Here is a 26,168-nt window from a genome sequence, read left to right as displayed (position 1 = left end):
GGTCAGGAATGATGGATCAGTTTGTCGCGCCAGATCAGCGTCTTCTCGCGGATTTCCGCGGCGTCCAGCGTCAGCAGCTCGCGCCTTTTCAGCACCTGGCGCCCCGCCACCCAGACGTCGGTGACCTGCTGGCGGCCGGCGGCGTAGACCAGGTCGGACACCGGGTTGTAGATCGGCAGTGATTCGATATGTTCCAGGCCAATGGCGACCACGTCGGCGGATTTGCCGACTGCCAGCGAGCCGGTTTCCGCCGCCAGTCCTAAGGCCGCCGCGCCGTTCAGCGTCGCCATCCGCAGGGCCTGATGGGCGGGGAGGGCGGCGGCGTCGTTGGCTACCGCCTTGGCCAGCAGCGCTGCGGTGCGGGTTTCACCGAGCAGGTCGAGGTCGTTGTTGCTGGCCGCGCCATCGGTGCCGAGCGCGACGTTGATGCCCGCCGCCAGCAGCTTGGCGGCGGGGCAGAAGCCGCTGGCCAGCTTCAGGTTGGATTCGGGGCAGTGCACCACGCTGGCGCCGGTTTCGGCCAGGCGTGCGATCTCGCCGTCTTCCAGCTGGGTCATGTGGACGCCGATCAGGTGCGGCCCGACCAGACCGAGCTGATCCAGGCGTTTGAGCGGGCGCATGCCGTACTGCTGGCCGCTCCGGTGGATTTCGTCGGCGGTCTCGTGGAGATGGATGTGCACCGGGCAGTCCAGCTCCTCGGACCAGGTGCGGATACGGGCCAGCGGCTCGTCGCTCACGGTGTAGGGCGCGTGCGGCGCGAACACCGTGGCGATCAGCGGTTCGTGGCGGTAGTCGTCGCGCAGGGCCAGGCCTTTTCGGAGATATTCATCCGCGTCGCCGGCCCAGGCGGTGGGAAAGTCCACCACGATCATGCCCACCGCCGCCCGCATGCCGGCCCGGACCGCTTCGCGCGCCACCACCTCAGGGAAGAAGTACATGTCGTTGAAGCAGGTGACGCCGCCCCGGATCATCTCCGCCATCGCCAGTTGCACGCCGTCGCGGACGAAGGCTTCGCCGATCCACTTCTGCTCCAGCGGCCAGATGTGCTCCTGCAGCCATTGCATCAGCGGCAGGTCGTCGGCGACGCCGCGCAGCAGCGTCATGGCGGCATGGGTGTGGGCGTTGACCAGGCCGGGGATCAGGGCGTGGTGTTCCAGCCGTTCGATCCGCCGCGGCTGGTATTTGACCAGCGCTTCGGTGGTGGGGAGGAGGTCGGCGATGCGGCCGCGGTCGATGGCCAGGGCATGGTGTTCGAGAGTGACGCCGTCGGGCTCGACCGGGATGATCCAGCGCGCGGTGATCAAAGTGTCGATAATCATCGGATAATTCTGACCATTTCGCTTGGCTTTGTCACGCCGTATCGCCGGCGGAGTGGCGTGCCGGTTCGGCGCGGAGAGACTTCAGCGGCTCACGGCGTGAGGGTAAATGTGCCGCGGGGCGCTAAAATGGGAAGATTTTTTCGGTTCGATGGATTTTCCATGATGAACAACCCCGTAAGCGGGCGGATGCGCGCGGTGCAGGCGCCTATCATTCCGGTCATCGCCGCGATGATCCGCGAGCACCCCGGCGTCATTTCGCTGGGGCAGGGCGTGGCCTGGTACGGGCCGCCGCAGCGGGCGCTGGAGCGGATGCGGGAGTTCGGCGAGGGGCCGGACCAGCACCGCTACGGCCCGGTGGAAGGGCTGCCGGAGCTGCGGGCGCTGATGGGCGACAAGCTCGGGCGGGAGAACGGGATTTCCCTCTCGGGCCGCTCGGTGCTGGTGACTGCGGGCGCCAACATGGGATTTCTGAACGCGCTGTTCGCCATCGCCGATGCGGGCGACGAGATCGTTCTGCCGAGCCCTTACTATTTCAACCAGGAAATGGCAGTCCGCATGCTGGGTTGCACGCCGGTCCCCCTGCCCACCGACGGCGAATTTCAGCTCGATCTGGACCGCCTGGAACGCGCCATCACGCCGCGCACCCGTGCCGTCGTCACCATCTCGCCCAATAATCCGTCCGGCGCGGTCTACCCGGAAGCCGCTTTGCGGGCGGTCAACGCGCTGTGCCGGGAGCGGGGGCTGTTCCACATCACCGACGAAACCTACGAGTACTTCGTCTACGATGATGCGCGCCATTTCTCGCCGGCCTCCCTGCCGGATTCCGCCGGGCATACGATTTCCCTGTATTCTCTGTCCAAGGCCTACGGATTCGCCAGCTGGCGCATCGGTTACATGCTGATCCCGCAGGCGCTGGAACAGGCCGTGCTCAAGGTTCAGGACACCAACCTGATCTGCGCGCCCCTGGTTTCCCAGCACGCGGCAGTCGGAGCCATGGAAATCGGATCGGCGTACTGCCGGGAAAAACTGCAGACGACTGCGCGCGTGCGGCGCATCGTTCTCGACACGCTGTCGGGACTGGACGAACGCTGCCGTGTTCCGGAAGCGCAAGGGGCGTTTTACGTGCTCATCCGCATCGAGCGCGGCGGCGATGCCTTTGCCGTGGCCGAGCGGTTGATCCGGGAGTTCGGCGTGGCGGTGATCCCCGGCAACGCCTTCGGGCTCGGCGACGGTTGCTACCTCCGGATCGCCTACGGCGCGCTCGGACCCGCGACCGCGGAGGAAGGCATAGGCCGCCTGGTGCACGGCCTGCGAACAATCATGGACGGTCGATAACAAAACATAAGAAACCTGCATTCACGATGATGTCTTCCTATTTCTTCACAGTTTTCAAACCGGCCGGCCTAGCGATCTTGCTGTTGCTGGCGGCGGGCCTTTGGGTGCTTCACGGCTTCATCATGCCCATCGCCTGGGCGGTGGTGCTGGCCTTTGCCGTCTGGCCCTTGTACGAGCATCTGTACCAGAGGACGCCTTGCGGCATGCGCAGCGGCTGGCTGCCCCTGGGCATGACCCTGCTGATGATGGTGCTGCTGATGATTCCGGCCACCTTCGGTGTCGTCGTCCTCGGCCACGAGGTGCAGATGCTCCACCACCTGCTGGTCAAGGTACAGAGTTCCGGCATCGGTGCGCCGGACTGGCTGATTCAGTTGCCCTGGGTCGGCGACTGGGTACAGGAAACCTGGAGCGAGACTTTCGGCAACCCGGAAACGATCAAGAACGCGCTCAATGCGCTGGGGATGGGGACGGTGTTCACCTATACCCGCGATCTGGCGGCGCAGGTGCTGCACCGCTTCATGTCGGGTTTCATCACCCTGCTCGCCCTGTTCTTCATCTTCCGCGACGGGCACGGTTTGGGACAACAGATTCTCGGCCGTTCCGTGAGCCTGTTCGGCTCAGCCGGTGCCCGCTATGCCCGGCATGCCGTCACCGCCGTGCGCGGTACGGTCAACGGCATGCTGCTGGTCGGCATCGGCAAAGGGGTCATTCTCGGGATCGGCTACTGGGCCGTGGGGCTCAGTCAGCCGGTTTTGCTCGGCACGCTGACGGCAGTCGTCGCGCTGGTGCCTTTCGCCGCCAAGCTGGTGTTCGGTGCCGCCTCGATCTATCTGATCGTGCAAGGCCACGCCGTGGCCGGCATCGTACTCGCGGTGTATGGCTTCATCATCACCCTCATCGCAGACAACTACGTGCGCCCGACGCTGATCGGCGGTGCCGCCAACATTCCCTTCCTGCCCACCTTGTTGGGCATCTTCGGCGGCGTCGAGGCCATGGGGTTCGTCGGCCTGTTCATCGGCCCCACCGTCATGGCCATCCTCATTTCGCTGTGGCGCGACTGGAACGACGAGACGCGCCTGCCCGCGGCCTGATTGCGAAGGGACTCCCAGGCTTGACCGGCAACGACGATCCCATCGGTGTCTTCGACTCGGGTGTGGGCGGGCTTTCCGTACTGCGCGAGATCCGGGCCGCGCTTCCGCATGAAAACTTGCTGTATGTCGCGGACTCGGGGCATCTGCCCTACGGCAGCAAGCCCGCGGAATATATCGAACAGCGCGCGCTGGCGATCGGACGGTTTCTGCTGAGCCGCGGCGCGAAAGCCATCGTCGTGGCCTGCAACACTGCGACGGCGGCGGCGATCGCGGCGCTGCGGGCAGAATTCCGCATCCCCGTCATCGGCATGGAGCCGGGCATCAAACCCGCTATAACGCTGTCGAAGTCGCGCATCGTCGGCGTGCTGGCGACCGAGGGCACGTTGAAGAGCGCCAAATTCCGCGACCTGGTGGGCCGGACCGGCGAGGCGGTGGAGGTGATCGCCCAAGCCTGCCCCGGCTGGGTCGAGCAGGTCGAGCGGGGCGAACTGGCAAGCCCCGCGACGCGGGCGCTGGTCTACAGGTATACGCAGCCGGTGCTGGAGCGCGGCGCCGACACTCTGGTGCTGGGCTGTACGCATTATCCTTTCCTCTGCGATCTTATCGCCGACATCGCCGGGCCCGAAGTGTGCATCGTCGAAACCGGCACCGCCGTCGCACGCCAGCTCCGGTGCCGCCTTGAAGTAGACCGGCTGTTGTCGCGGCGGACCGGCCCGGGTGCCGAGCAGTTCTGGAGCAGCGGTCCGGAAGACGTGACGGGGCGTTCGATTGCTTTGCTTTGGGCCGCCGCACATCGTGTCCAGCCGCTACCGGTCAGCTTTGCCGCCGGAGGGTAGGAAAGCCTGCGCCGAAGATCGGGCAGAACCTCGAGAAGGCGGTTTTTCGCTTAGTGCGGGTTTCTCCCACCCGTTTTGTTCCCAAGCTCGAGCTTGGGAACCGGCAGCCGCGCTCTAGCCGGCCTTGCGGCTTGCCTTGAGTTGCGGCCTAGCGGCGGGGGCGTCGGACTTATCCTGCGCCGGTGCGGCGGATTGTGCCTGCAGCCAGCCGTTGACGCGGTCCAGGTCCTCGCGCTGCATGACGCTGGCGGCTTCCTTGAGCGCGACGCTGTTGACGATGTAGTCGCGCAGAGCCAGGGCGAAGTCGCGCTTGTTTTCGTAATACTGGCGCTGCACGAACAGCACGTCCGTCATGGTGCGGGTGCCCACCTCCATGCCGGCGATGGCCGCCTCCAGCGCACTTTCCGAGGACTTGATCGCGGTCTTGAAGGCCTTGGCCTGACCGATGGCCGAGCGGACCGCGCGGTAGGCGTTCTTCACCTTGGTGCGGACCGCCCGGCGCTCCTGATCGACCTGCTGGGTGGCGGATTCGAAGCTGAAGCGCGCCTGCCGGACCTTGGAATTGACCCCGCCGCCCGCGAACAGCGGCACGTTGATCTGCATGCCCACGTCCTGCTGCTGGTAGCGGTTGGGGCGGGGGGGGCGGTCGTTGTCGTAGAACTGGGCGTCGGCGATCAGGTTGATCGACGGGTAGTGGCCGGCGAACTGCACCTCGATTTCCTGTTTGGCGCGGTCGGCCCGGTTGGTCGCCGCGATAATCGTCAGCGCACTCTGCTGGGCGGTATCGTTCCAGCGCTCGATGTCGTCCGGCATCGGGTCCTCCAGAGGCACTTCGAGCTTCAGGGGTTCCAGTTCGCCGGGATCGTCGCCCACGATCTGGCGCAGGTACTCCCGGGCGTTGTTCAGCTCGTTCTCGGCGATGATGACGCCCGCCCGCGCCCGGTCCGCCGCGGCCTGCGCCTCGTTCACGTCGGTCACCGCCGACAGCCCCACCTCGAAGCGGGCGTTGGCCTGCTCCAGCTCCCGGTTGATCGACTCCAACTCGGCTCTGGCGAATTCAAGGGATGCTTCCTTGTACAGTACGTCGAAATAGGTCTGGGTCACCCGCAGCATCACGTTCTGCAGCTCCGCCGCGTATAGCGCCTCGGCCTCGGCCACCGCATTGTCGGCCTGGGCCAGCCGCACCCACAGGTCGTGCTGGTAGATCGGCTGCACCAGTTGCACGATGCCGGTCGCCAGCCAGAAGCCCACGTTCTTCTTGGTGTTGAACACCAGGATGGGCGAGTCGCCGGTCTGCACCATCTGGCGGGTCAGGCCGGTGGTGGCGGACACCGTCGGCAACAGCCGGGCCACGGCCTGGGGCTTGTTCTCCAAGGCTGCGTCGCGTTGGGCCTGGGCTGCGTGCAGGCGGGGATCGTACTGCAGCGCCAGGTCGAATGCGCCGAGCAGATCGACGGCGGAAGCCGGGGGAGCGAACAAAGAGAAAATCAAAGCGGCAAACGCGGGTCTATTCATGCAGCTTGAAAGCAGGAGGGGAAGTGCGCGGCTCGTACTTGAACGGTTGGCCAAACGGACGGGTTCGGCAAGCGTGGGCTAGGATTATCTACCATCTCGTTACGTCATGGTGTGTTCCTTACAAATCCCATAGAATTCCACCCGCGCCCAAGCCGGGTAGCCGCTCCACCTTAATCGCAAGTCAGAATTCAGCCGTTGAACCGCGTCATTCGTCTCACTGCCTTTTCCGGCCGAGCTGTGCTCAGGTCCGTCATTGCCGCATTGGTGCTCCTTCAGGCCGATGGCGCTACGGCGGCCAGGCGCGCGCCGCCCCCAGTCCCGCAGCACACCGCGGTGCCGGCGGCCACGCCCCGGCCAGCACAAATCCTGACGCTGGCCTACCTCAGCCAGCCCGCTGACACGGTCGTCGTTCCGCCGTATTTCGATCCCTTGGTGACCGATCGCGGTATTCAAGGCGCGCGGCTGGGGCTGGCGGACGACAATACCACCGGCCGTTTCACCCGTCAGGAATTCGCCATCGCCGAAACCTTGCTCGCAACGGGGGACGACGCCGAGGCGGCGTTCAAGCAGTTGGTCTCAGCGGGCCGCCGTTTCATCCTGGCCGACCTGAAGCCGGAAGTATTGCAGCGCCTGTCCGCCCTGCCGGAGGCGCGCGACATCCTGCTGCTGGACGTCTCCAGCCGCGACGATGCCCTGCGCGGGGAGGCCTGCGCGCCCAACGTGCTGCACCTGCTGCCGAGCCGGGCCATGCGGGCGGATGCGCTATCCCAGTATCTGGCGAAGAAGAAATGGACGCGCTGGTTCGTGGCCGTGGGGCCGACGCCGGAGGACCGCTTGTTCGCCGGGGCGCTGAAGCGCGCGGCCAAGCGTTTCGGCATGAAGATCGTCGCCGAGAAGAACTGGGAGCACAGCTTCGACGACCGGCGGACGCCGGAGTCGGAAGTGCCGGTGTTCACCCAGGGCAGCGATTACGATGTGCTGCTGGTGGCCGACGAGGCCGGATTGTTCGGCGACGCCCTGTTGTACCGGACTTGGCAGCCGCGGCTGGTTGCGGGCACCCAGGGACTGGTCGCCAGCGCCTGGCACCATACCCTGGAGGCCTGGGGGGCTATCCAGTTGCAGAACCGCTTCCGCGAGCAGGCCGGGCGGCGGATGACCGAGGTCGATTATGGCGCCTGGCTGGCGGTGCGGGCGATCGGCGAGGCTGCGACCCGGACCCGGTCGCTGGAGTTCGATGCGATCAGGGCCTATATGCTGGGCGATAATTTCGCGTTGGCCGGCTTCAAAGGCGTGCCGCTGTCGTTCCGCTGCTGGGACGGCCAGTTGCGGCAGCCGGTGCTGCTGGCGCAGGAGCGTTCCCTGGTCGCGGTCGCGCCGGTGGAGGGCTTTGCCCATCCGAAGAACGAATTGGACAGTTTGGGATACGATGAACCGGAAACTCTGTGCCGTGCCAAGAAATAACCGCCACTTGATCGGCGCCGTCCTCGCCCTGGCCTGCGGCGCCGCGGTGGCCGATACCGTCTACGTCACGCTGGAGAAGGACGACGCCATCGCCGTCGTCGACGGCGCCACCGGGACCCGGATCAAGACGGCCAAGATCGGCAAGCGTCCGCGCGGCATCCTGCTGGCGAAGGACGGCAAGAGCCTCTACATCGCCGCCAGCGACAGCGACGCCATCCAGGTGGTCGACGCGGACACGCTGAAAGTCGCCGGCACGCTGCCTTCCGGCGAGGACCCGGAGACCTTCGCCATGGACCCGTACGGCAAGTTCCTTTACGTCTCCAACGAGGACGACAACCGAGTGACGGTGATCGACATCGCCGCCCGCAAGGCGGTCAAGACGATTCCGGTGGGCGTGGAGCCGGAGGGCATCGCCGTCAGCCCGGACGGGCGCTGGGTGGTGAGCACCAGCGAGACCACCAACATGGCACACTGGATCGACCGGGCCAAACTGGAAGTCGTGGACAACACCCTGGTCGATCCGCGTCCCCGCGCCGCGGCCTTCACCGCCGACAGCAGGCAGCTCTGGGTCAGTTCCGAGATCGCCGGCACCGTCACGGTGATCGACACGGAAACCCGCCAGCCCGTCAAGACGATTCCGTTCAAGGTCCCCGGCGTGACTCAGGAGAAAGTCCAGCCGGTCGGCATCCGCATCGATCCCGAGCGGCGCTATGCCTATGTGGCGCTGGGACCGGCCAACCGGGTCGCGGTGCTCGATGCGCAAAGGCTGGAAGTGAAGGATTACCTGCTGGTCGGCCAGCGGGTGTGGAATCTGGAGTTCTCGCCCGATTTCAAGCGGCTGTACACCACCAACGGCCTCAGCAACGACATTTCCGTCGTCGACCTGGAATCGCACAAAGTGACCAAGTCGGTGGCGGTGGGTAATTATCCCTGGGGCGCCGCGGTCCGGCCATGAGCACTGCGGTTCCGGCGCTCGAGGTCGAGCATCTTTCGTTCGCCTACGGGCCGCGCAAGGCGTTGGACGGCGTGGGCTTCCGCGTCCACCAGGGCGAGTGCGCCATCCTGCTCGGCCCCAACGGGGCGGGCAAGAGTACGCTGTTCTCGCTGGTCACCCGGCTTTACGATGCGCCCGCCGGGCAAATCCGCATCGCCGGCCGTTCTTTGCGCCAGGACTCCTGTGCCGCGCTGTCCCGGCTCGGCGTCGTGTTCCAGCAGCCGACCCTGGACCTGGACCTGAGCGTCGCTCAGAATCTGCGTTATCACGCTGCCCTGCACGGCCTGAGCCGCAAGGAGGCAGAGTTTCGTACCCGGGAAGAGCTGGAGCGGCAGGGCATGTACGGCCGGCGCGACGAGAAGGTCCGGCAGTTGAACGGCGGCCACCGGCGGCGGGTGGAGATCGCCCGCGCCCTGCTGCACCGCCCGGCCCTGCTGCTGCTGGACGAGCCCAGCGTGGGGCTGGACGTGCCCAGCCGCAAGGCCTTGGTCGACTACATCCACGAGCTGTGCCGCAGCCGCGGTCTGGCGGTGCTGTGGGCGACGCACCTGATCGACGAGATCGGCGAGGACGATAGCCTGATCGTGCTGCACCAGGGGCGGGTTAGAGCTCTGGGCACGGTCGGCGAGGTCTTGGCCGCGGCGGGCGCGGACACGGTGAGCGCGGCGTTCCACCGGCTGACGGCGGAGGGCGAGGCATGAGGCCCATGCATTATCTGCGTGCGCTGCGCGGCATCGTCGCCCGCGAGCTGTACCGCTTTATTCATCAGCGCGAGCGCTTCATCTCCGCCCTGGTGCGGCCGCTGGTCTGGCTGTTTGTGTTCGCCGCCGGCTTCCGTTCGACCTTAGGTTTGGCCATCAGCCCGCCCTACGAGACCTATATCCTGTACGAGGTGTACATCACGCCGGGGCTCCTGGGGATGATCCAGCTGTTCAACGGCATGCAGAGTTCGCTGTCGATGGTGTACGACCGTGAAATGGGCAGCATGCGGACGCTCCTGGTCAGCCCCTTGCCGCGCTGGTTCCTGCTGACCGCCAAGCTGGTCGCAGGCGTCGCCGTGTCGATTCTGCAGGTGTATGTGTTCTTGGGTGTCGCCTGGGCCTATGGTATCGAGGCGCCGGCCCAAGGCTACCTGGCGGTGCTGCCGGCGTTGCTGCTCTCCGGCGTGATGCTGGGCGCTCTCGGCCTGCTATTATCATCTTTCATCCGCCAGTTGGAGAATTTCGCCGGCGTGATGAATTTCGTAATATTCCCGATGTTTTTTATGTCCACGGCGCTGTACCCGCTCTGGAAGATCCAGGAGTCCAGCGAGCTGCTGCATGCGCTGGCTCAATGGAATCCCTTCTCACAGGCGGTGGAGCTGATCCGCTTCGCGCTGTACGGACAGTTCAACGGGTTGGCATGCGGCTACACGGCCGGGGCCACGGCGCTGTTTCTCGCCGTGGCGATCGTCGGCTACAACCCTTCCAAAGGCATGATGCAGCGTAAAGGCGGCGCTTGAACCCAGTGAAAACCTTACTCGTTACCGGCGGAGCCGGATTCATCGGCGGCAATTTCGTGCTCAGGCAGATGCAGCGGGGCGGCGTCGAGGTCGTCAACCTGGATGCGCTGACCTATTCCGGCAATCTGCGTACCCTCGCCGAAGTCGAGGACAATCCGAACCACGACTTCGTGCTGGGCTCGATCGGCGACCGCGAGCTGGTCGAATACCTGCTGGAGCGCTATCAGCCCGATGCGATCGTCAATTTCGCCGCAGAGACCCACGTCGACCGCTCGATCGACGGCCCGGACGCTTTCGTCCACACCAACGTCACCGGCACTTTCGAGCTGCTGGAGGCCACGCGCTGGTACTGGCGCCAGCTGGACGACGAGCGCCGGAAAGCGTTCCGGTTCCTGCATGTCTCCACCGACGAGGTCTACGGTACGCTGGGCGCGACCGGCAAATTCACGGAGGAGACGCCGTACCGGCCCAACTCCCCGTATTCGGCGTCCAAGGCCGGTTCCGACCACTTGGTGCGAGCCTATTTCCACACCTACGGCCTGCCGGTGCTGACCACCAACTGCTCGAACAACTACGGGCCGTACCAGTTCCCGGAGAAACTGATTCCCCTGATGATCGATCACGCGCTCCAGGGCCTGCCGCTGCCGGTATACGGCGCGGGTACCAACGTCCGCGACTGGCTCTACGTGGAAGACCATTGCCGGGCGATCGAAACTGTCCTGGCCGGCGGCCGGCCGGGCGAGGTCTACAACGTCGGCGGCAACAATGAAAAGACCAACATCGAGGTGGTTGAGACGATCTGCGCCCTGCTCGACGAATTCCTGCCAGCTTCGCCCCACAAACCGCACCGCCGGCTGATCCAGTTCGTGCAGGACCGGCCCGGCCACGATCTGCGCTACGCCATCGATGCTAGCAAGATCGGCCGCGAACTGGGCTGGCAGCCCGAAGAAACCTTCGAGACCGGCCTGCGCAAGACGGTGCGCTGGTATCTCGACAACGGCGACTGGGTGGAGCACGTCAAATCCGGCAGCTACGGCGGCGAGCGTCTGGGCGTCGAGAGCGCCAAGGAGTCGGAATGAGCAGTATCCGCGGCATCATCCTGGCCGGCGGCTCCGGCACCCGGCTGTATCCGCTGACCCATGTAGTCAGCAAGCAGTTGCTGCCGGTCTACGACAAGCCGATGATCTACTACCCCTTGTCGGTGCTGATGCTGGCCGGTATCCGGGAAATCCTGGTGATCACCACGCCGCATGATGCCGCGCTGTTCCAGGCCCTGCTCGGCGATGGAGCGCAGTGGGGCGTCAGCATCACCTACGCCGCCCAGCCGAAGCCGGAAGGCCTCGCGCAGGCTTTTCTCATCGGCCGCCATTTCATCGACGGCCGCCGCAGTTGTCTGATTCTCGGCGACAATATCTTTTACGGCCACGATTTTCAGGAGTTCCTGTCCGACGCCACGGCACGGGAAGAAGGGGCCACGGTGTTCGGGTACTGGGTGCGCGATCCCGAGCGCTATGGCGTCGCCGAATTCGACGCGACCGGCCGGGTGATCGGTGTCGAGGAAAAGCCCGCCCGACCCAAGTCGAATTATGCCGTCACCGGACTTTATTTCTACGACCGACAGGTCGCGGACATGGCGGCGACGCTCCAGCCCTCGGCGCGTGGCGAACTGGAAATCACCGACATCAACCGGCTTTACCTGGAGCAAGGCCAGTTGCACATCCAGAAGATGGGGCGCGGTGTCGCCTGGCTGGATACAGGCACCCACGACTCGCTCCTGCAGGCCTCCAATTTCATCCAGACCATCGAGGAGCGGCAGGGCCTTAAGATTTGCTGTCCCGAGGAAATCGCGCTGAACAAGGGTTGGATCAATGCGGAAGAAGTCGGCCGGCTGGCCGACAATCTGGGCAAGAGCGGCTATGGTGCCTATCTGCGCCGGCTGATCGAAGGGGGGATGCCGGTTTGAAAGTCGAACAGACCTCCTTGCCGGGCGTGGTGCTGATTTCGCCCAAGGTGTTCGGCGATGCCCGCGGCTATTTCAAGGAAACCTGGAGTCGCCAGCGTTACCAGGACGCAGGATTGCCCGGCGACTTCGTACAGGACAATCTGTCCTGTTCGCGCAAGGGCATCCTGCGGGGCCTGCATTTCCAGAATCCCCGCCCCCAGGGCAAGCTCGTGCAAGTGCTGCAGGGCGAAGTATTCGACGTGGCGGTGGACATCCGGCGCGGATCGCCCCAATTCGGCCGCTGGTTCGGCACGGTGCTGTCGGCGGAAAACCATCTGCAGATGTACGTGCCGGAAGGTTTCGCCCATGGTTTCTGCGTGCTGAGCGAGGCCGCCATGTTCGCCTACAAGTGCACCGAGTATTACGATCCGTCCGCGGATTGTTCGCTGCGCTGGGATGATCCCGACATTGGCATTGCCTGGCCGCTGGCGTTCGCGCCCGAGCTCTCGGTCAAGGATCGGGACGCCTTGCTGCTCCGGGACGTCCCGCAGGACAGGCTGCCGGTTTATCCATGAAGGTATTGATCGTAGGCAGAGCCGGGCAGCTGGCCTGGGAACTCCGGCGAACGCTCGCCTGTTTCGGCGAGGTCGTCGCGCTCGATCGCCATTCGGAACCGGCTATCGATCTGGCCGAGCCCGGTGCCGTTGCCGCCGTGGTACGAGCCGTCCGGCCCGATCTGATCGTCAACGCAGCAGCCTATACCGCGGTCGATCGGGCCGAGCAGGAGCCGGAGCTGGTCTGGAAGGCGAACGCCGAGGCGCCGGCGTTGCTGGCGGCGGAAGCGGCGCGTTTGGGCGTAGGCCTGATACATTATTCGACCGACTACGTCTTTCCCGGCGACGGCGCCGTGCCGTATCGGGAGGACGATCCGGTCGGCCCGCAGAACGTCTACGGCCGCAGCAAGCTCGCCGGGGAGCAGGCCATCGCCGCATCCGGCGCCACCCATGTCATCCTCCGCACCGCTTGGGTCTACGGCGTACGCGGTCAGAACTTCATGAAGACCATGCTGCGGCTCATGGCCGAACGCGAGCTGGTGCGGGTAATCGACGATCAGCTCGGCGCGCCGACCTGGGTGCGGATGATCGCCGAGGCGACTGCGATTCTGGTGGCTCAATCGATGCGGTCCGGCGTGCCTGATCTGGCGGATAGCGGTATCTACCACCTCACCTGCAGCGGCCAGACGAGCTGGTACGGCTTCGCCTGCGCCATTCGGGAGCGGGCCGTGGCCGCCGGATTGCTCCCCGGCACCGCGGCCCGGGTCGAGGCCATCCCGACTTCGGAGTATCCGACTCCCGCCAAGCGGCCGGCTTATTCGGTCCTGGATTTGGGGAAGCTTGAGGAGCGGTTCGGCATTGTGCCTCCGGGCTGGGAACAGGCGCTGGAGCTTTGTTTGGCTGATCTTGCCGGTCGATAAAGTCGGCTAAGCGTAGGCCCCGCGAAGCGGGGCCGTTTTCGCTCTTGCTCTTGAAATCCCATTCAGCCGCGCTGAGCATCGCAGCTTGCCGAGCGGATCAGCCCGTAGGGGCGCCGCAAGGAGGCGGCGCGTCGACAGAGGGGCATGGAAGCCCCTTCTGTCGACCCCGCTTGGCAAGCGAGAAGCGCAAGGGCTTTCGCGGCAGTCGGGCGGCCTTTTCTTTGCGTACTTTCTTTTGGCCGCACAAAAGAAAGTATGTCGGCCGTGGGTCCGAAAACCCACATCTAAACAAGCTTCGCGCAGCGTTTCTTAACCAATCTTTCCTATCGAAATACTTGGCGGCAGTCTTCCATGGAGCCTAAGTTCGTCCATCTCCGGGTTCATACTGAATATTCCCTGGTCGACGGGGTGGTCCGGATCAAGCCGCTGGTCAAGAAGCTGGCCGAGCTCGGCATGCCGGCCGTGGCGGTGACCGACCAGTCCAACCTGTTTTCCTTGGTCAAGTTCTACAAGGCGGCCATGGGCGCCGGGATCAAGCCGATCGCGGGCGCCGACGTGTGGGTCCAGAATCCGCAGGAAGCCGGCGCTCCGCACCGGCTCACCCTGCTGGTCCAGAACGAGGAAGGCTATCTGGCGCTGACCGAGCTGATCTCGCGCTGTTACCAGGAAAACCAGCACCAGGGCGTTCCCATGCTGTTGCCGGAATGGCTGGCGGACCGGAATTCCGGCCTGATCGCGCTCTCCGGCGGGCGCGAAGGCGCCATCGGCCAGGCTTTGATCGGCGGCAATGCGGCGGAGGCCGAGCGGCTGGCGGAGTACTGGGGCGGGGTGTTCCGGAACCGCTTCTACCTGGAACTGTGCCGGACCGGCCGCGCCAGTGAGGAGCGCTACATCGACTCGGCGGTGGAGTTGGCTGCCCGGTTCGAACTGCCGGTGGTGGCGACCAACGACGTCCGCTTCATTTCGGCCAAGGATTTCGAGGCTCACGAGGCCCGGGTTTGCATCTACCAGGGGCGGGTCTTGGACGACCCGCGCCGGCCACGCGATTACAGCGAACAGCAATATCTGCGCAGCGAGGAGGAGATGCTGGCGCTGTTCGCCGATCTCCCCGAGGCACTGGAAAACAGCGTCGAGATTGCGCGCCGTTGCAACCTCGGCCTGACACTGGGAAAGAACTTCCTGCCGGATTTCCCGGTGCCGGAAGGCATGACGCCGGACGACTTCTTCATCCAGCAATCGCGCGACGGGCTTAAGGAGCGGCTGGCCGTGCGTCCGCCGTCCGGCCGAGGGCCGCTGGAGGCGCGGACCGAAACTTACCGGCAACGGCTCGAACTGGAGCTCTCGGTGATCAGGGAAATGGGCTTTCCGGGCTACTTCCTGATCGTTGCCGATTTCATCCAGTGGGCCAAGAGCCAGGGTATTCCGGTGGGGCCGGGACGCGGTTCCGGCGCCGGGTCGCTGGTGGCCTATGCGCTCAAGATCACCGACCTCGACCCGATCGAATTCGAGCTGCTGTTCGAACGCTTCCTGAATCCCGAGCGCGTCTCCATGCCCGACTTCGACGTCGACTTCTGCATGGAGCGGCGCGACGAGGTGATCGACTACGTCGCCCGCAAATACGGCCGCGACAAGGTGTCCCAGATCATCACCTACGGCAGCATGGCGGCCAAGGCCGTGGTGCGCGACGTCGGCCGCGTGCTGGGCCACCCGTACGGCTTCGTCGACCGCATCGCCAAGCTGATTCCGTTCGAGCTCGGCATCACCCTCAGTAAGGCGCTGGACGACAGCGAAGACCTGCGCAAGCTGTACCAGGAGGACGAGGAGGTCAAGGCCCTGCTCGACCTGGCCCAGTCGCTCGAAGGCATCACCCGCAATCCGGGCAAGCACGCGGGCGGCGTGGTGATCGCACCGTCCCGGCTGATCGATTTCAGCCCGCTGTACTGCGAGCCGGGCGGCGGCAACCTGGTGACCCAGTTCGACAAGGACGATGTGGAAGCGGTCGGCCTGGTCAAGTTCGACTTCCTGGGGTTGCGCACGCTGACCATCATCGATTGGGCGCTGGCCGACATCAACGGAAAGCGCCGAACGGCTGGGGAGGAGCCGGTCGACATCAACCGGATTCCGCTCGATGATCCCAAGGCCTACGAGCTGCTGGGGCGCTGCGCGACCACCGCCGTGTTCCAGCTCGAATCGCGCGGGATGAAGGACTTGATCAAGCGCCTAAAACCGGACTGCTTCGAAGACATCATCGCCCTGGTCGCGCTGTTCCGCCCCGGCCCGTTGCAATCGGGCATGGTGGACGATTACATCAACGTCAAGCATGGCCGGACCAAGGCGGAATATCCGCATCCGGTGCTTGAGCCCATCCTCAAGCCGACCAACGGCGTCATCCTGTACCAGGAGCAGGTGATGCAAATCGCCCGCGACATGGCCGGCTACACCCTGGGCGGCGCCGACCTGCTGCGGCGCGCCATGGGCAAGAAGAAGCCGGAGGAGATGGCGAAGCAGCGCGAAATCTTCGTCGCCGGCTCTACCGAGCAGGGAGTGGATCAGGCCATATCTTCGTACATCTTCGACTTGATGGAGAAGTTCGCCGGCTACGGCTTCAACAAATCCCACTCAGCCGCCTACGCCCTGGTGTCGTACCAGACGGCGTGGCTCAAGTCGCATTATCCGGCCGAATTCATGGCCGCCGTCCTGTCCGCCGACATGGATAACACCGACAAGGTCGTGGTGCTGATCGACGAGTGCCGCGGGATGAAGCTGGCCATCCAGCCGCCCAACGTCAATCTCTCCGAATACCGTTTCACCGTCCAGAGCCGGCGGGAGATCCTATATGGCCTGGGCGCGGTCAAGGGCGTGGGCGAGACTGCGATCGAAGACATCCTGCAGGAGCGGGGGAAAAACGGGCCGTTCGCCGATCTGCTCGACCTGTGCCGGCGCATCGACCTCAGAAAAGCCAATCGGCGCGTGCTGGAAGCGATGATCCGGGCTGGCGTGCTCGATTGTTTCGACCGGAACCGGGCTGCCTTGTTCGCTGCTTTGCCGGATGCGCTGAAGGCTGCGGAACAGCACGGCGCCATGAGTGCGGCCGGTCAGGACGATCTTTTCGGCGATTTCATGGCGGAAAATCCCTTGGCCGCGGGCGCAAGCCTGATTTCGGCCGAGGTCGAGCCCTGGACCGAAGCGGAGCGGCTGGCCCAGGAAAAAGCCACCCTGGGGCTGTACCTCACCGGCCATCCGATCACGCCGCACGAGCGCGAACTTGAGCAGATCGTCACCACCCGGCTCGGACCGATCATGGGAGAGGGCGAGGGCAGCCGGGGGGAAACTCGGGTAGTGGTGGCGGGTTTGATCGTCGACATCCGCACCCGCCTCACCCGCAACGGCCAGAAGATGGGCTTCGTCGCGTTGGACGACCGCACCGGGCGTATGGAGCTGGCCGTCTACACGGAGACCTTCCAACGCGACGGGCACCATCTGGCGAAAGACGGCCTCGTCGTCGCCGAGGGGACGCTGGGATTCGACGAGTATGCCGGGCAGACCCGCATCACCGCCGAACGGATTTTCAGCATTGAGGAGGCACGGGCGCATTATGCCCGCTGTCTCCGGATCGAATGGCCCGCCGCGAGCGCAGCCGATGGCGTCCCTCAGACATTCCTGACCGAATTAAAGACCTTGCTGGACCAGTTCGCCGGAGGCGGCTGTCCCGTCCATATCGCCTACTTGGGGAGAGGCGCTCGGACCCTGCTTCGGCTCGGCGAGCGCTGGCGGGTTCAACCCCGGGACGAGTTGATCGGTCGCCTGCGAAAATGCGTCGGCAGTGGTCGGGTCGACGTCGTGTACAAGTAATGTGTCGACGGAAAAATTACCCGGTATCGGACTGGGAAATGGCGTTCTTCGATGCCTGGTCCTGGCTCAACGTATTGAATTATAAGCGTGAAATTCTTCAGGAAAGAGGTTGTTTCAAATTTGTAAAAATATCTGGACACTGGGAACTTTTCCGCTATACTTTGCCCAGCCGTCAGGGATGGGGCCTCAGAGAGAGTCGTCAATGAGGAGGAGAGCCCTTCGGGGCAGCTGATAATTACAACAATAACGCAACTACCGATGCGCTTCGCAGGTAAACTCGGCGATAGCGTTGAAACAACAAAAATAATAAAAAACGCTAAAAAAGCCCGCCCCTGGCGGGCTTTCTTATGCCCGCCAGGGAGGGTGGATAAGGCGACCTTAGGAGTCGCCCAGGAGGAGGAGAACAAAAACTGCGCAACAACCATCACTGGTTAAGCCGCACCGCATCGTTCCGTTGAGGTTGGATAAATTATACCGAATCCAATCCATTTTAGTATCAGAGTTTCTTATGACGTCCATGCTTGACGTTTATTCTAGGTAAACAAAGCAGCATTCGACAGCTGTTATGTATCACAGGCAGTGCAAGCCGCCGGTTCGAGCGCTATCTTGGCGGATTCGAGATCAAGAGCCGACCCCTTAGCGAAATCCGTCCGAAGGCCCAGCGGCGGACCCTAGACTTATCCCATGCTATCCATGTCGACGGCGTCGTCGGACAGTCGAGCCGTTTGGAGAAAGCCGTCGCGTCTGGCCCGGACACCTTGTTTGAATTTGTCCGGCATGCGCTCCACGCTTTCGTCGGCGATGGCTTCCAGAAGGTCCATTTCGGACATGTCCTCGCGCTGAGCCGCCAGGTAGAGCTTCTTCAGGCCGCCGTCGCCAAACTGGTTGGCGACATCCAGCATGAAGGCGACGCCGCGTTCCGTGCGGAGGTTCCGAGCGTAGCCCTGCATCTTCTTGAGAGACTGGCGGAAGGCGTTGGCGGCGGTTTGGACCTGGGCCAGTTGAAAGGGTAGGTGAAGCGTGGCCTTTTCGAAGCGTCCGGTCCAGGGCGAACGGATGAGATCGAACGCCGGTTCGAGAGTGAGCCCGGTTCGGGCATCTACACCGCCGTTGGCCCTGCTGGTATAAGCGATGAGACCGTCGGCCAGACGGGCGTTACCGTCGCCGAAGATTTCGATGTAACGTTCCCGGTCGGCGGCGGAAAACGCCCGCAGCAATTCCGGCAGACGGCCCGGACGCTGGGCCCATTGGATGATGCCGTAGGACAGACCGGCGGCGTCGGTGTTGAGATTGAGCGCGCCGAATTTTCCCACCCCTTCCATCTGCGCGACGATACTCAGAATCTTGTGCAGGCCTCGATAAGGCAAGCCCAGAACCAGACTGAGGTAGGCTTGGGAAATCCTGGGCTTGCTCGCGGGTGTTCTTGCCAGAGCCCGCAGGGTCGCAGTATCGACTTCGCCCGAAGCGGGAAGCCCGTGATGGGTCTGGAAGCTTTGCAGTGCTGCTGCGGTCTTGCTGCCGAACCGTCCGTAGGCGGTGGAGAGGAGGCCGGGCAGGCCGGTGTGGCCGTGGCCCGACAGCAGATCCTGGATGGCGCCGACGGCATCGCCCGCCGGCTCGGGGCTGCCGATGGCAGCGCCGCCTTGCCCTCGGAACAGGGTGTCGATCCGGAGAATCCCGCACTCGATGCCTGATTCCGGCAGCGGCGACGGCGGTGCGGCCGGCGCCGGCCGTGGAGCCGGCGCCAGTGGCTGCGGGGTGTCGGTGGCGCCCGCCCAGAGAAAGGCGTTTTCCTGCGTTTCGTACCAGACGGCGTTCCCTTCGATCCGTTCGCCGCGGTCGGTGAAGCCCGTGACCGCCACGTCGGTGCCTGGCGGCAGGGTGCGAAGGATGCGGGCGCGGGTGTTCGGCGCGCCTTCGCGGAGATTTGCGGCTCCGAGGAGCCGCACGAAGCTCTGCTCCAAATTTGTAGTGGGCGGAGTCGAACCGGGCGCCGGCCGGGCCGGGGCGGGCTGGGAGGCGACCCGTTTCAGCAGTTCGGCGCGGTCGAATCCGTGGCCGGTGCAGTCGCGCGAAGCCCGTATCTCCGCGTGCAGCACGACGTGCTCCGCGTCCGCCGGGAAACCCCAGTACGCGGCTATCTCCCGTATCAGTTCCGCAGTGGCGCCGTACATCTCCTCTGACCAGTTTTCGCCCGGCCCGACGGCGGCGGCGACGCCTATCGTCATCAGGTTGGGGTTGATGCCCCGGCGATACAGCGCCCAACTCGGGTTGACGACCAGGCCAGCGTGATAGGCCGTGTCCGCTTCGTCCACGTACTGATGGATCAGGCCGCCGGGGGCCACGACGTAGTGACAGGATTCGCTGGACTTGGGGTTGGCGAATAGGGCGTCGGCGGCTTCCAGGCTGGGGTAGGCGTGGATGACGACGGCCTGGGGCTCCTGGCCGCGCCGGCCTCGGGTGAAGTTGTCCGGCGGGCAGCCGATCCATTGTTTGAGCATGGCAGGCTCTCCTATCCCAGTATGCCGCGCTCGCCGGTGAGTGGCGGTACGGCCGGCGTACTCCCGGCGGACTGGTCTGCAGACGTCTGAGGGCTCTGCCGCTCGCGCCGCTGTTCGTCATCCTTCACCGCCAGGACGCCGCGAAGCTTGAGCAGGTTCTGCAGCGCAGCGTACCAGAAAGGCGCCCCGAGGCTGAGGAGAAACACCGAGAGAATCATGCCGATCGGATTGACCTCGCGCCATCGTCCCAGCCATCCCTTGCTGCTGCCCAGGACGTTGATGAGGCCGAGATCTTGCAGATACGCCAGGTCGGTTCTGACGCCGACCGGAGTGGCCATGGCGACCTGGGAGATAACTGAGGACGGCTGTGCCGCCATGCCTGCCGGCGCGGTCGGAGCGACCGAGGGTTTGCCTTTGGGCTCCTCTGTCCGGGCCGCAACGGCAGTTGTGCCATCGGGTCCTTTTGTGTGCGGATTCGGGGCGGGAACGGTGTTGCCGGGCGGCTGAGCCGGGGTCTTTGGCCTGGCGGCCTCGCCCGGTTTACCGGCGTCGCGCGGACGCTGGTCCAGCTCCAAAGCCTTTTGGACCAAGGCGTTCCTGAGTCCTTCGTCGACGGACAGCCGGTTGATGATGTCGATGGTGTCGAGCTGAATCGCGGAGACCACGACGATCGAACAGGCTACCGTAATCAGCCGCGTACTGGCGGTAAAACGTTCGGAAACCCGGTCGATGGTCTGGTCGAACCAGCCGTTGATCTTGGCCACCAGGCGGCTGTTGGCCTCTTGCAGCAGCGCCATGTTGTGGCGCACGTTGGTCGCGAGCTCGGGACGGCTCAGTTCGAGCTGCAGGGCATAGGCGCGGACGTTTTCGAGCGTGGCGGCGGGGTCCTCGATGCCGTTCCTTTCCAGCGTCTTGACGAGAATCTGCCTGGCGGAGTCGGACAAGCGATTCCTGTCGTCCCTCGGCGTCTGGCCGCTCGCTATGTCCAGCAGCAGCTTGGTGAGTTCCTCGCGATGTATGGTGGCGCCCAGCCTCTGTCCCGCGCGGCTGATCATGGGGTGGGTCAGCACGGCGCGGGATACCTGCTCCGCCATCTCGCGGCTCAGGCTGGGATCGATTTGCCGCAGCAGGTCGGCCAGCCCGCGTGAGAGATGCTTCCCCCGCGTGTTTGCTAAATCGGAGATGAGCTGCGTCAGCACGGTCACCGCCATGCTGGCGATGAGCATAACGACGGAAATCCCTAGCAGGATGTCGATGGTCTTCAGCATTGCCGAATCCTCCGATTGGCGGGAAATGCCGGGCTGGGTTGTGCGGCCCGGCTGAAATATCCGAACTTTCCTTGTTGGATGAGCCGCTTGCCGAATGGGCGCAAATGCAGTTTAGCCGGAAATGTGCCGACGGCGATATCCTCGATTCGTTCCCGGTCGTTGAAACCGCCGCAACGGGGGTATCGGCGTTTTGTCAGCCTTCCAGCACCTTCCGACTGTAGCGCTTCATGGCTTTCTTGAAGGCAAGCGCCGAGCGGTAGAGCTGCGATTCCTGGACCAGCGCGTGCGCCCAACGCAGCAGCCGCATGATGGATTCGTATAGCCGGGCGAACCAGGAGAACGACATAAGAGCTGGTCGCGTCAGCCTGAAGACCCGTGCGATCAGCAGCGTTCCGAGCAGTTTGGCGGCAATTTCCACCAGGATGCCGGCGGTCATCGCGCCGTGAACCATGAGGATCACCGCGCCGACGTTGAGCGGCGCGACCACGGCCAGAGGGATGGCGAAGGCCGTCAGCGCCTGCTTCGGAGAAGCCTGCGAAAGCCAGACGTCGAAGCGCTCCAATTGCAGCAGGCGGGAGAGCCCTTGGCCGAGAACGGTCAGGAGATCCCAGAGCCATTCCTCGAACAGAACCAGGACGGCGAGGACGGATAGGAAAAGCTGCTTCAGCACGGCGGGTCGAAAATTGCGGGATGAACGGGAAAGGCGGGCGGGGCCGCAGCTGCGGCCGTCCGCCGCCGGGGCTCAGGCGGACAGATTGGCCGAGCGGTGTTCGGCGAGGAGTTGCTGCAGCGCTTCCTCGCTTTCCTTGGGCAGGCTGGTATAGAGAATCTCGCCCCCGAACCGGGCCAGTTCGGGTTCGACTTTGTCCCGCGTGATGTTGCGGAGCGCCATGAAGATGGCGGAGGTGCCGGGCCGCATCTTCTCGCTGAGGTTCTTGATGAATCCGTCATCGATGCCGTAATCGCTCAACGAACCGCCGATCGCGCCCGCGGCGGCGCCGACCGCCATGCCCGCCAGCGGCGAGAGGAAAATGAGGCCGATCAGCGCGCCCCAAAGCGCGCCGGAAGTGGCGCCGATGGTGGTGAGGTCCACCGACTGATGGAGTTTGATCTTGCCCGATTCCTTGTCGCGTACCACGACGCATGCGTCTTCCAGATCGACCAGGTAGCCGCGCTGTAGGCGCTTGAGCGTGGCCATCACTTCGGCCGCGCGGAATTCGTCGGGGTAGACGATCGAGATCAGTTCTGCCATTCGTGGACTCCTTGGTGAATGATGGTCGTAGGGATCGAGCGCGCCCTGGGCTCCGCGTCGCCGCTATAGTAGCCGGATCGGAGTCGTCAGCGTATTGCAGAAACGAGAAAGACTCCGAAGGCGAGGGCGATGAGCCCCCAGAGGCGGATGACGGTCTCCGGCTGTTGGGCCCACCATTCGACGACCTTCGCGAGCCGGGCGTGGCCGAGGAAGGCGATGATCGCGGCACCGGCCAGGGACAGATAGCCGAGCGCGGCGAGCGTGCGGGGGTAGGCCGAATCGGCGGCAGCCAGGAGCAGGGCGATGCCGAGTGCCAGGCGCAGCACGGCGGCATAATGCACGCCTTTCGGCGTCGCCCAGAAATTCCGGGCGAGCCCGACGAAATCCGCCGGCCTGATCAGCCCGAAAGCCCCGAACGAGGCGATGAGCATGCCGAACATCGCAACGACCAGACGCATCATGTCAGCCTCCTGTTTCGATTCTGGATAGGGGCTGGCGTCCCATCGGGTCCAGCCGGAAGCTGTTTCCGCAGCTCGACCCGCCGCGTTTGCCGGCGAGCGGAAGCAGGGATCCGAGTCCGGCGCCGGGTTCAATTTCGGGAGGCAGGTTTACGCGTACCTCGATCAGCATTCCGCGCTCACAGTTCAGCCAAATCCGGTCGCGGGTGCCCGTGCCCAAGACTGCATCCAGTCTAGCGAGAAAATCTTCCGTGCGCACCGTTCGTCCGATACCGGCCGCGGCAAACTCGGCAATCCCGGAGCCGTTGAACTGTCGGGTCAGGTCGGCGGCCAGGGCGAAATAGACATCGCTCGACCATACGGTCTGGCAGGTGCCGTGCTTATGCCATTCGTGGCGTTCCAGGCAGGATGCGGATCCGGGCATGACCTCGGCCAGAGCGGCCTTCCCGGCGGGTCCGAGGGCGACGGGGGGATAGTCGCAGAAGTCGCGTCTGGGCTGCTTCACCTCCCCGCAAAAGCCGTAGTCCGTCCCGCAGTTCGCGTTGTTCGGCCACAGCCCGTGCAGGCTGAAATTGCGGGCGGGGTAGCCCGCCGGATCGGCAACGCGGCATTCCGGCTTGTCGGGATTGAGCTGGCAGAAGGCCGGCTGCCAGCTCAGCGCCAGCACGTAAGCATCAGCTTGTCCCGCAAGATCGCATCGCTTTCCGGCCGGTTCGGCAGCCGCGTCCGGCGCCAGCCGGCCGCAGTCCCGGCTGACCCAGCGCTCGGGCGGGTTGGCCGCTGGCAGTCGGAGCCTGTACCAGTCGGCGCCATCCGGCCTGTTGGCTTCGATCACCGGATAAGCTTGTCCCGCAGCGATGCGGGCGCCATCCGGGTTGGTCTGCTTGTTCTTCGAGACGTAGGCAGGGCAACTGCGGTCAGCAATGAATGCGGCTTGAGCGGTTGCGGGCCGAGCGGCGTGTGCAAGTCCGACGGACAGGACGAAGGTGAACCAGAACCTGCAGATCATTGGAGGTTTGAGCAAGCTAAATGCGCCTGAATTTTTTCTAGACCGGTTCTTAAGGCGATAAACCCTGCAGTGGCGCCGGCGGTCCGGGAAAGAATGTCTGCCGCCTTCAATTGCCTCCCTTGACATGTGCCGATTGTAAACTAGCCTGAATATCGAGGGTTTGCTCCGCTCAAGTGAAATCCCTTTCCAGAAGACGTGTTTGAAAATTGATCCGATTTTACCGAAAAAAGGAGATATTGTATGAACACCAAATCTGCTTCCAAAGCGATCGTATTTTCCATGGCTTTGGCGCTCATGGCGGGCGAATCCGCGCTTGCCGCGACTCAAACGAGATTACTTACCGCAGACCTCACGGGTGAGGTGGGGACGGGGAGCGCTACGTCCACCTTCACGAACTCCAAGACCGGCAGGAGAGTAACCGCGTCCAGCACGTTCGTTGCCACGGTGACGCTACCGCTTGACGGCCGGGTATTGGCCGACCAGATGGCGGCGACGAGTGCTTCCGTCGTGCTGACAATGTCAACTGTTGGGAGAAAATTTTCCTGCACTCTCCCGATCAGCGCGATTTCCTGGAAGGACCAGCCGGACGGCACGAGACTACAGTACGCGAGCTACGCCGTAGACGTGTCCTATAGGGACGAAGACGTATCCTATAGGTCCGGTTCCAGCGCGAGTGCCGGAGGTAATACTTCGACGGGCACCGCGTCCGGGACGGTGAACGTTCCACTCCAGCCCGGCGGTTCGGGAAAAGTGACGGCCAAGATTGGCAGATGCACGGAAGGAACCAGCGCCGCCAAGGTCGTGCCAGTGGTAAATGGCGGAGATGTCGCCGCCGTATCGGTAGATTCCGCGCCTATTTTACAAGGGGAATTCCAGTATTGATGCATATAAAAGGCGAGGTTTTCGGATCGTTCGTAGCCTCGCCTTCGTCTACTTTACAGGTTAGAGTTTGATCTCAAAAGAACTGGTTTAATGTCCAGGTATTGGTTAATTACGAAGGGTTATCTGAATGATCTTGGAATATTATCAACGTAACCTGTCTTGGCTTATTCAAATATGACTCCAGTTACGTGGAGGAGGCGCTGGTGTCGCCATTGACATCGAAGCATGTGCATCCCGATGCTCTCAAGAGTACGGTGCGTACAGTCAGTCGCCAGTCGCTGGTTGCGGGAAAACGCAATGAAACGGTAACCCGGCTATCGTTCAAGAGTAACAAGCATCTGTTAATTTGACGCCCGTGACGCAATGATTTCCCGTTCCTTGTGGGTTGCAGTATCGTAAGTGCTCTGCTCTGAATGGCGAGGACAGCGGCCATTCTCTCGATTTATCACAAGCACTAAACCGAGCCAGCAATGAGGATTGCCTGCAATCCTGGTTTTGGCGAATGTCTTGACAGCGGCTGGGAGGATGGTATGGATGGCTGGAGGGAAAGATTCTTCGAGTATTTTTATGTGGAATTGGCTGACACGCCGGAGCTGATTCGAGAGGTAATGTCTCTTAGATATCAGATATACTGTCAAGAGTGTGAGTACGAAAATCCAAGAAATTTCCAAGATGGCCTGGAAAAAGACGAGTTCGATCAAGGGTCGGCTCATGCGCTGTTGCGTCATCGCGCCACACGGGAAGTGGCCGGGACCGTGCGTCTTATAAGACCTAACCAGGACATCGAGAACGGTCTGCTGCCAGTGGAATTAAATTGTCAAATCGATTCCGCCTTTCGTCAGAAACTGTCGCATGTTCCTCGCGAGCAGATTGCCGAAATATCCCGTTTCGCGGTTTCAAAGCAATTTCGCAGGCGTTTATATGAACGCCATAATGTCCATGGCGTCTCCGAAATGGCTGGTGTATCAAGCTTTCGTGAAGAGAGGCGAAGCTTAATGCCATTAATGACGTTAGGACTGCTTCAGGCTATTTTTATTATGAGTTACGCGCAGAACGTTACTTATTGGGTGGCTGTGATGGAACCGCAATTGTTAAGACTGCTTAAAGGGTTGGGGGTGGTGTTGACGCAGGTGGGGCCAGTCGCCAATTATCACGGAGATAGAATTCCGTGCGCGGGCGCAGTATCAGATGTTCTGGCGGGATTGCGACAGTCTCGGCCAGATATATGGGGGTTCGTGAATAAGGGTGATATAAAAATCCCAGAGCCTACCCGTCAGTACGGAATTGGGATAAATTCTTGGTTGATGGCGGGCGCATAAAGGGCCATTTTACTAATTATAAGGAGAGGGATGTCGCATACATCTCTCTCCTTCAGGGAAAGGTCCGGGGTGAGGGGCGGTATATGGCATTGCTTTCTTTGCTCTTGGTAAATGCGCGAAATGATTTTGCCTAATGACAATCGATCATGGCGTCATGCT

General features: G+C 63.3%; 22 protein-coding genes. 14 read left to right on the top strand and 8 right to left on the bottom strand.

Annotated elements, in window-relative coordinates; genetic code table 11:
- Positions 1–2: 2 nt before the first annotated feature.
- Positions 3–1,319, bottom strand: coding sequence for a TRZ/ATZ family hydrolase (locus tag OOT43_RS03565; protein WP_266023331.1), 1,317 nt, complete (start codon positions 1,317–1,319; stop codon positions 3–5).
- A gap of 159 nt (positions 1,320–1,478) precedes the next feature.
- Here OOT43_RS03565 and OOT43_RS03560 point away from each other — a divergent pair, with 159 nt between their 5' ends.
- The 3 genes from OOT43_RS03560 to murI are packed head-to-tail and all read left to right on the top strand — an operon-like array spanning position 1,479 to position 4,581.
- The gene (locus tag OOT43_RS03560; RefSeq protein ID WP_266023330.1) at positions 1,479–2,654 is read left to right on the top strand and encodes a pyridoxal phosphate-dependent aminotransferase; all 1,176 of its coding nucleotides are present in this window, start codon (positions 1,479–1,481) and stop codon (positions 2,652–2,654) included.
- A gap of 26 nt (positions 2,655–2,680) precedes the next feature.
- Complete coding sequence (locus tag OOT43_RS03555; RefSeq protein ID WP_266023329.1) at positions 2,681–3,745, top strand: AI-2E family transporter; 1,065 nt, start codon at positions 2,681–2,683, stop codon at positions 3,743–3,745.
- A gap of 20 nt (positions 3,746–3,765) precedes the next feature.
- Positions 3,766–4,581, top strand: coding sequence for a glutamate racemase (gene murI / locus OOT43_RS03550; protein WP_266023328.1), 816 nt, complete (start codon positions 3,766–3,768; stop codon positions 4,579–4,581).
- A 114-nt stretch (positions 4,582–4,695) separates the two neighbouring features.
- Here the strand turns inward: murI and OOT43_RS03545 are convergent, their stop codons facing one another.
- A complete protein-coding gene (locus tag OOT43_RS03545) occupies positions 4,696–6,096 on the bottom strand; it encodes a TolC family outer membrane protein (RefSeq protein ID WP_266023327.1) in 1,401 nt (466 codons plus the stop codon).
- A gap of 195 nt (positions 6,097–6,291) precedes the next feature.
- Here OOT43_RS03545 and OOT43_RS03540 point away from each other — a divergent pair, with 195 nt between their 5' ends.
- The 9 genes from OOT43_RS03540 to dnaE all read left to right on the top strand — a co-directional run bounded on the left by OOT43_RS03540 (position 6,292) and on the right by dnaE (position 17,320).
- Positions 6,292–7,557 (top strand): ABC transporter substrate-binding protein, encoded by a 1,266-nt coding sequence (locus tag OOT43_RS03540; RefSeq protein WP_266023326.1) that lies wholly within the window; start codon positions 6,292–6,294, stop codon positions 7,555–7,557.
- Positions 7,523–8,512, top strand: a complete 990-nt coding sequence (locus tag OOT43_RS03535) for a YVTN family beta-propeller repeat protein (protein WP_266023325.1) — start codon at positions 7,523–7,525, stop codon at positions 8,510–8,512. Before OOT43_RS03540 ends, OOT43_RS03535 begins: the two co-directional genes overlap by 35 nt.
- Positions 8,509–9,252 carry an ABC transporter ATP-binding protein gene (locus tag OOT43_RS03530; protein ID WP_266023324.1) on the top strand — a complete coding sequence of 248 codons (744 nt, stop codon included), beginning with the start codon at positions 8,509–8,511 and terminating at the stop codon, positions 9,250–9,252. The genes OOT43_RS03535 and OOT43_RS03530 overlap by 4 nt, the downstream gene beginning before the upstream one ends.
- Positions 9,249–10,052: an ABC transporter permease gene (locus OOT43_RS03525; RefSeq protein ID WP_266023323.1), complete on the top strand. Its 804-nt coding sequence runs from the start codon at positions 9,249–9,251 to the stop codon at positions 10,050–10,052. Before OOT43_RS03530 ends, OOT43_RS03525 begins: the two co-directional genes overlap by 4 nt.
- A gap of 5 nt (positions 10,053–10,057) precedes the next feature.
- A complete protein-coding gene (gene rfbB, locus OOT43_RS03520; protein ID WP_266023322.1) occupies positions 10,058–11,131 on the top strand; it encodes a dTDP-glucose 4,6-dehydratase in 1,074 nt (357 codons plus the stop codon).
- Entirely contained in the window at positions 11,128–12,015 is an 888-nt protein-coding gene (gene rfbA, locus OOT43_RS03515) for a glucose-1-phosphate thymidylyltransferase RfbA (RefSeq protein ID WP_266023321.1), read from the top strand. The genes rfbB and rfbA overlap by 4 nt, the downstream gene beginning before the upstream one ends.
- Positions 12,012–12,569, top strand: a complete 558-nt coding sequence (rfbC, locus tag OOT43_RS03510) for a dTDP-4-dehydrorhamnose 3,5-epimerase (RefSeq protein ID WP_266023320.1) — start codon at positions 12,012–12,014, stop codon at positions 12,567–12,569. Before rfbA ends, rfbC begins: the two co-directional genes overlap by 4 nt.
- Positions 12,566–13,468, top strand: a complete 903-nt coding sequence (gene rfbD / locus OOT43_RS03505) for a dTDP-4-dehydrorhamnose reductase (protein WP_266023319.1) — start codon at positions 12,566–12,568, stop codon at positions 13,466–13,468. Before rfbC ends, rfbD begins: the two co-directional genes overlap by 4 nt.
- A 351-nt stretch (positions 13,469–13,819) precedes the next feature.
- Positions 13,820–17,320, top strand: coding sequence for a DNA polymerase III subunit alpha (dnaE, locus tag OOT43_RS03500; RefSeq protein ID WP_266023318.1), 3,501 nt, complete (start codon positions 13,820–13,822; stop codon positions 17,318–17,320).
- Positions 17,321–17,997: 677 nt separating this feature from the next.
- On the opposite strand, the gene OOT43_RS03495 is transcribed toward dnaE, so the two are convergent.
- From OOT43_RS03495 to OOT43_RS03470, 6 genes are all read right to left on the bottom strand, one after another.
- Entirely contained in the window at positions 17,998–19,821 is a 1,824-nt protein-coding gene (locus tag OOT43_RS03495; protein ID WP_266023317.1) for an N-acetylmuramoyl-L-alanine amidase, read from the bottom strand.
- Positions 19,822–19,832: 11 nt separating this feature from the next.
- Positions 19,833–21,089: a hypothetical protein gene (locus OOT43_RS03490; RefSeq protein ID WP_266023316.1), complete on the bottom strand. Its 1,257-nt coding sequence runs from the start codon at positions 21,087–21,089 to the stop codon at positions 19,833–19,835.
- 193 nt (positions 21,090–21,282) lie between these two features.
- The gene (locus tag OOT43_RS03485) at positions 21,283–21,759 is read right to left on the bottom strand and encodes a hypothetical protein (protein WP_266023315.1); all 477 of its coding nucleotides are present in this window, start codon (positions 21,757–21,759) and stop codon (positions 21,283–21,285) included.
- A 72-nt stretch (positions 21,760–21,831) separates the two neighbouring features.
- A complete protein-coding gene (locus tag OOT43_RS03480) occupies positions 21,832–22,341 on the bottom strand; it encodes a DUF1269 domain-containing protein (RefSeq protein ID WP_266023314.1) in 510 nt (169 codons plus the stop codon).
- Positions 22,342–22,427: 86 nt separating this feature from the next.
- The gene (locus OOT43_RS03475; RefSeq protein ID WP_266023313.1) at positions 22,428–22,802 is read right to left on the bottom strand and encodes a hypothetical protein; all 375 of its coding nucleotides are present in this window, start codon (positions 22,800–22,802) and stop codon (positions 22,428–22,430) included.
- A gap of 1 nt (position 22,803) precedes the next feature.
- Positions 22,804–23,823, bottom strand: coding sequence for a ribonuclease T2 family protein (locus OOT43_RS03470; RefSeq protein ID WP_266023312.1), 1,020 nt, complete (start codon positions 23,821–23,823; stop codon positions 22,804–22,806).
- A gap of 225 nt (positions 23,824–24,048) precedes the next feature.
- Here OOT43_RS03470 and OOT43_RS03465 point away from each other — a divergent pair, with 225 nt between their 5' ends.
- Both OOT43_RS03465 and OOT43_RS03460 read left to right on the top strand, forming a co-directional pair.
- Entirely contained in the window at positions 24,049–24,690 is a 642-nt protein-coding gene (locus tag OOT43_RS03465; protein WP_266023311.1) for a hypothetical protein, read from the top strand.
- Positions 24,691–25,160: 470 nt separating this feature from the next.
- Positions 25,161–26,009 carry a PEP-CTERM/exosortase system-associated acyltransferase gene (locus OOT43_RS03460; RefSeq protein ID WP_266023310.1) on the top strand — a complete coding sequence of 283 codons (849 nt, stop codon included), beginning with the start codon at positions 25,161–25,163 and terminating at the stop codon, positions 26,007–26,009.
- Positions 26,010–26,168 lie beyond the last annotated feature (159 nt).

The organism is Methylococcus mesophilus (assembly GCF_026247885.1).
GTDB lineage: Bacteria > Pseudomonadota > Gammaproteobacteria > Methylococcales > Methylococcaceae > Methylococcus > Methylococcus mesophilus.
Note: the sequence above shows the minus strand (reverse complement) of the source record. Positions and strands in the feature narration are given on the sequence as shown.

Excerpts from the sequence above, each read along its gene's own strand:
- OOT43_RS03565 (WP_266023331.1), bottom strand. The coding sequence starts at position 1,319 with ATGATTATCGACACTTTGATCACCGCGCGCTGGATCATCCCGGTCGAG.
- OOT43_RS03560 (WP_266023330.1), top strand. The coding sequence starts at position 1,479 with ATGATGAACAACCCCGTAAGCGGGCGGATGCGCGCGGTGCAGGCGCCT.
- OOT43_RS03555 (WP_266023329.1), top strand. The coding sequence starts at position 2,681 with ATGATGTCTTCCTATTTCTTCACAGTTTTCAAACCGGCCGGCCTAGCG.
- OOT43_RS03545 (WP_266023327.1), bottom strand. The coding sequence starts at position 6,096 with ATGAATAGACCCGCGTTTGCCGCTTTGATTTTCTCTTTGTTCGCTCCC.
- OOT43_RS03535 (WP_266023325.1), top strand. The coding sequence starts at position 7,523 with ATGAACCGGAAACTCTGTGCCGTGCCAAGAAATAACCGCCACTTGATC.
- OOT43_RS03530 (WP_266023324.1), top strand. The coding sequence starts at position 8,509 with ATGAGCACTGCGGTTCCGGCGCTCGAGGTCGAGCATCTTTCGTTCGCC.
- OOT43_RS03525 (WP_266023323.1), top strand. The coding sequence starts at position 9,249 with ATGAGGCCCATGCATTATCTGCGTGCGCTGCGCGGCATCGTCGCCCGC.
- rfbA (WP_266023321.1), top strand. The coding sequence starts at position 11,128 with ATGAGCAGTATCCGCGGCATCATCCTGGCCGGCGGCTCCGGCACCCGG.
- rfbD (WP_266023319.1), top strand. The coding sequence starts at position 12,566 with ATGAAGGTATTGATCGTAGGCAGAGCCGGGCAGCTGGCCTGGGAACTC.
- dnaE (WP_266023318.1), top strand. The coding sequence starts at position 13,820 with ATGGAGCCTAAGTTCGTCCATCTCCGGGTTCATACTGAATATTCCCTG.
- OOT43_RS03495 (WP_266023317.1), bottom strand. The coding sequence starts at position 19,821 with ATGCTCAAACAATGGATCGGCTGCCCGCCGGACAACTTCACCCGAGGC.
- OOT43_RS03490 (WP_266023316.1), bottom strand. The coding sequence starts at position 21,089 with ATGCTGAAGACCATCGACATCCTGCTAGGGATTTCCGTCGTTATGCTC.
- OOT43_RS03480 (WP_266023314.1), bottom strand. The coding sequence starts at position 22,341 with ATGGCAGAACTGATCTCGATCGTCTACCCCGACGAATTCCGCGCGGCC.
- OOT43_RS03475 (WP_266023313.1), bottom strand. The coding sequence starts at position 22,802 with ATGATGCGTCTGGTCGTTGCGATGTTCGGCATGCTCATCGCCTCGTTC.
- OOT43_RS03465 (WP_266023311.1), top strand. The coding sequence starts at position 24,049 with ATGAACACCAAATCTGCTTCCAAAGCGATCGTATTTTCCATGGCTTTG.
- OOT43_RS03460 (WP_266023310.1), top strand. The coding sequence starts at position 25,161 with ATGAGGATTGCCTGCAATCCTGGTTTTGGCGAATGTCTTGACAGCGGC.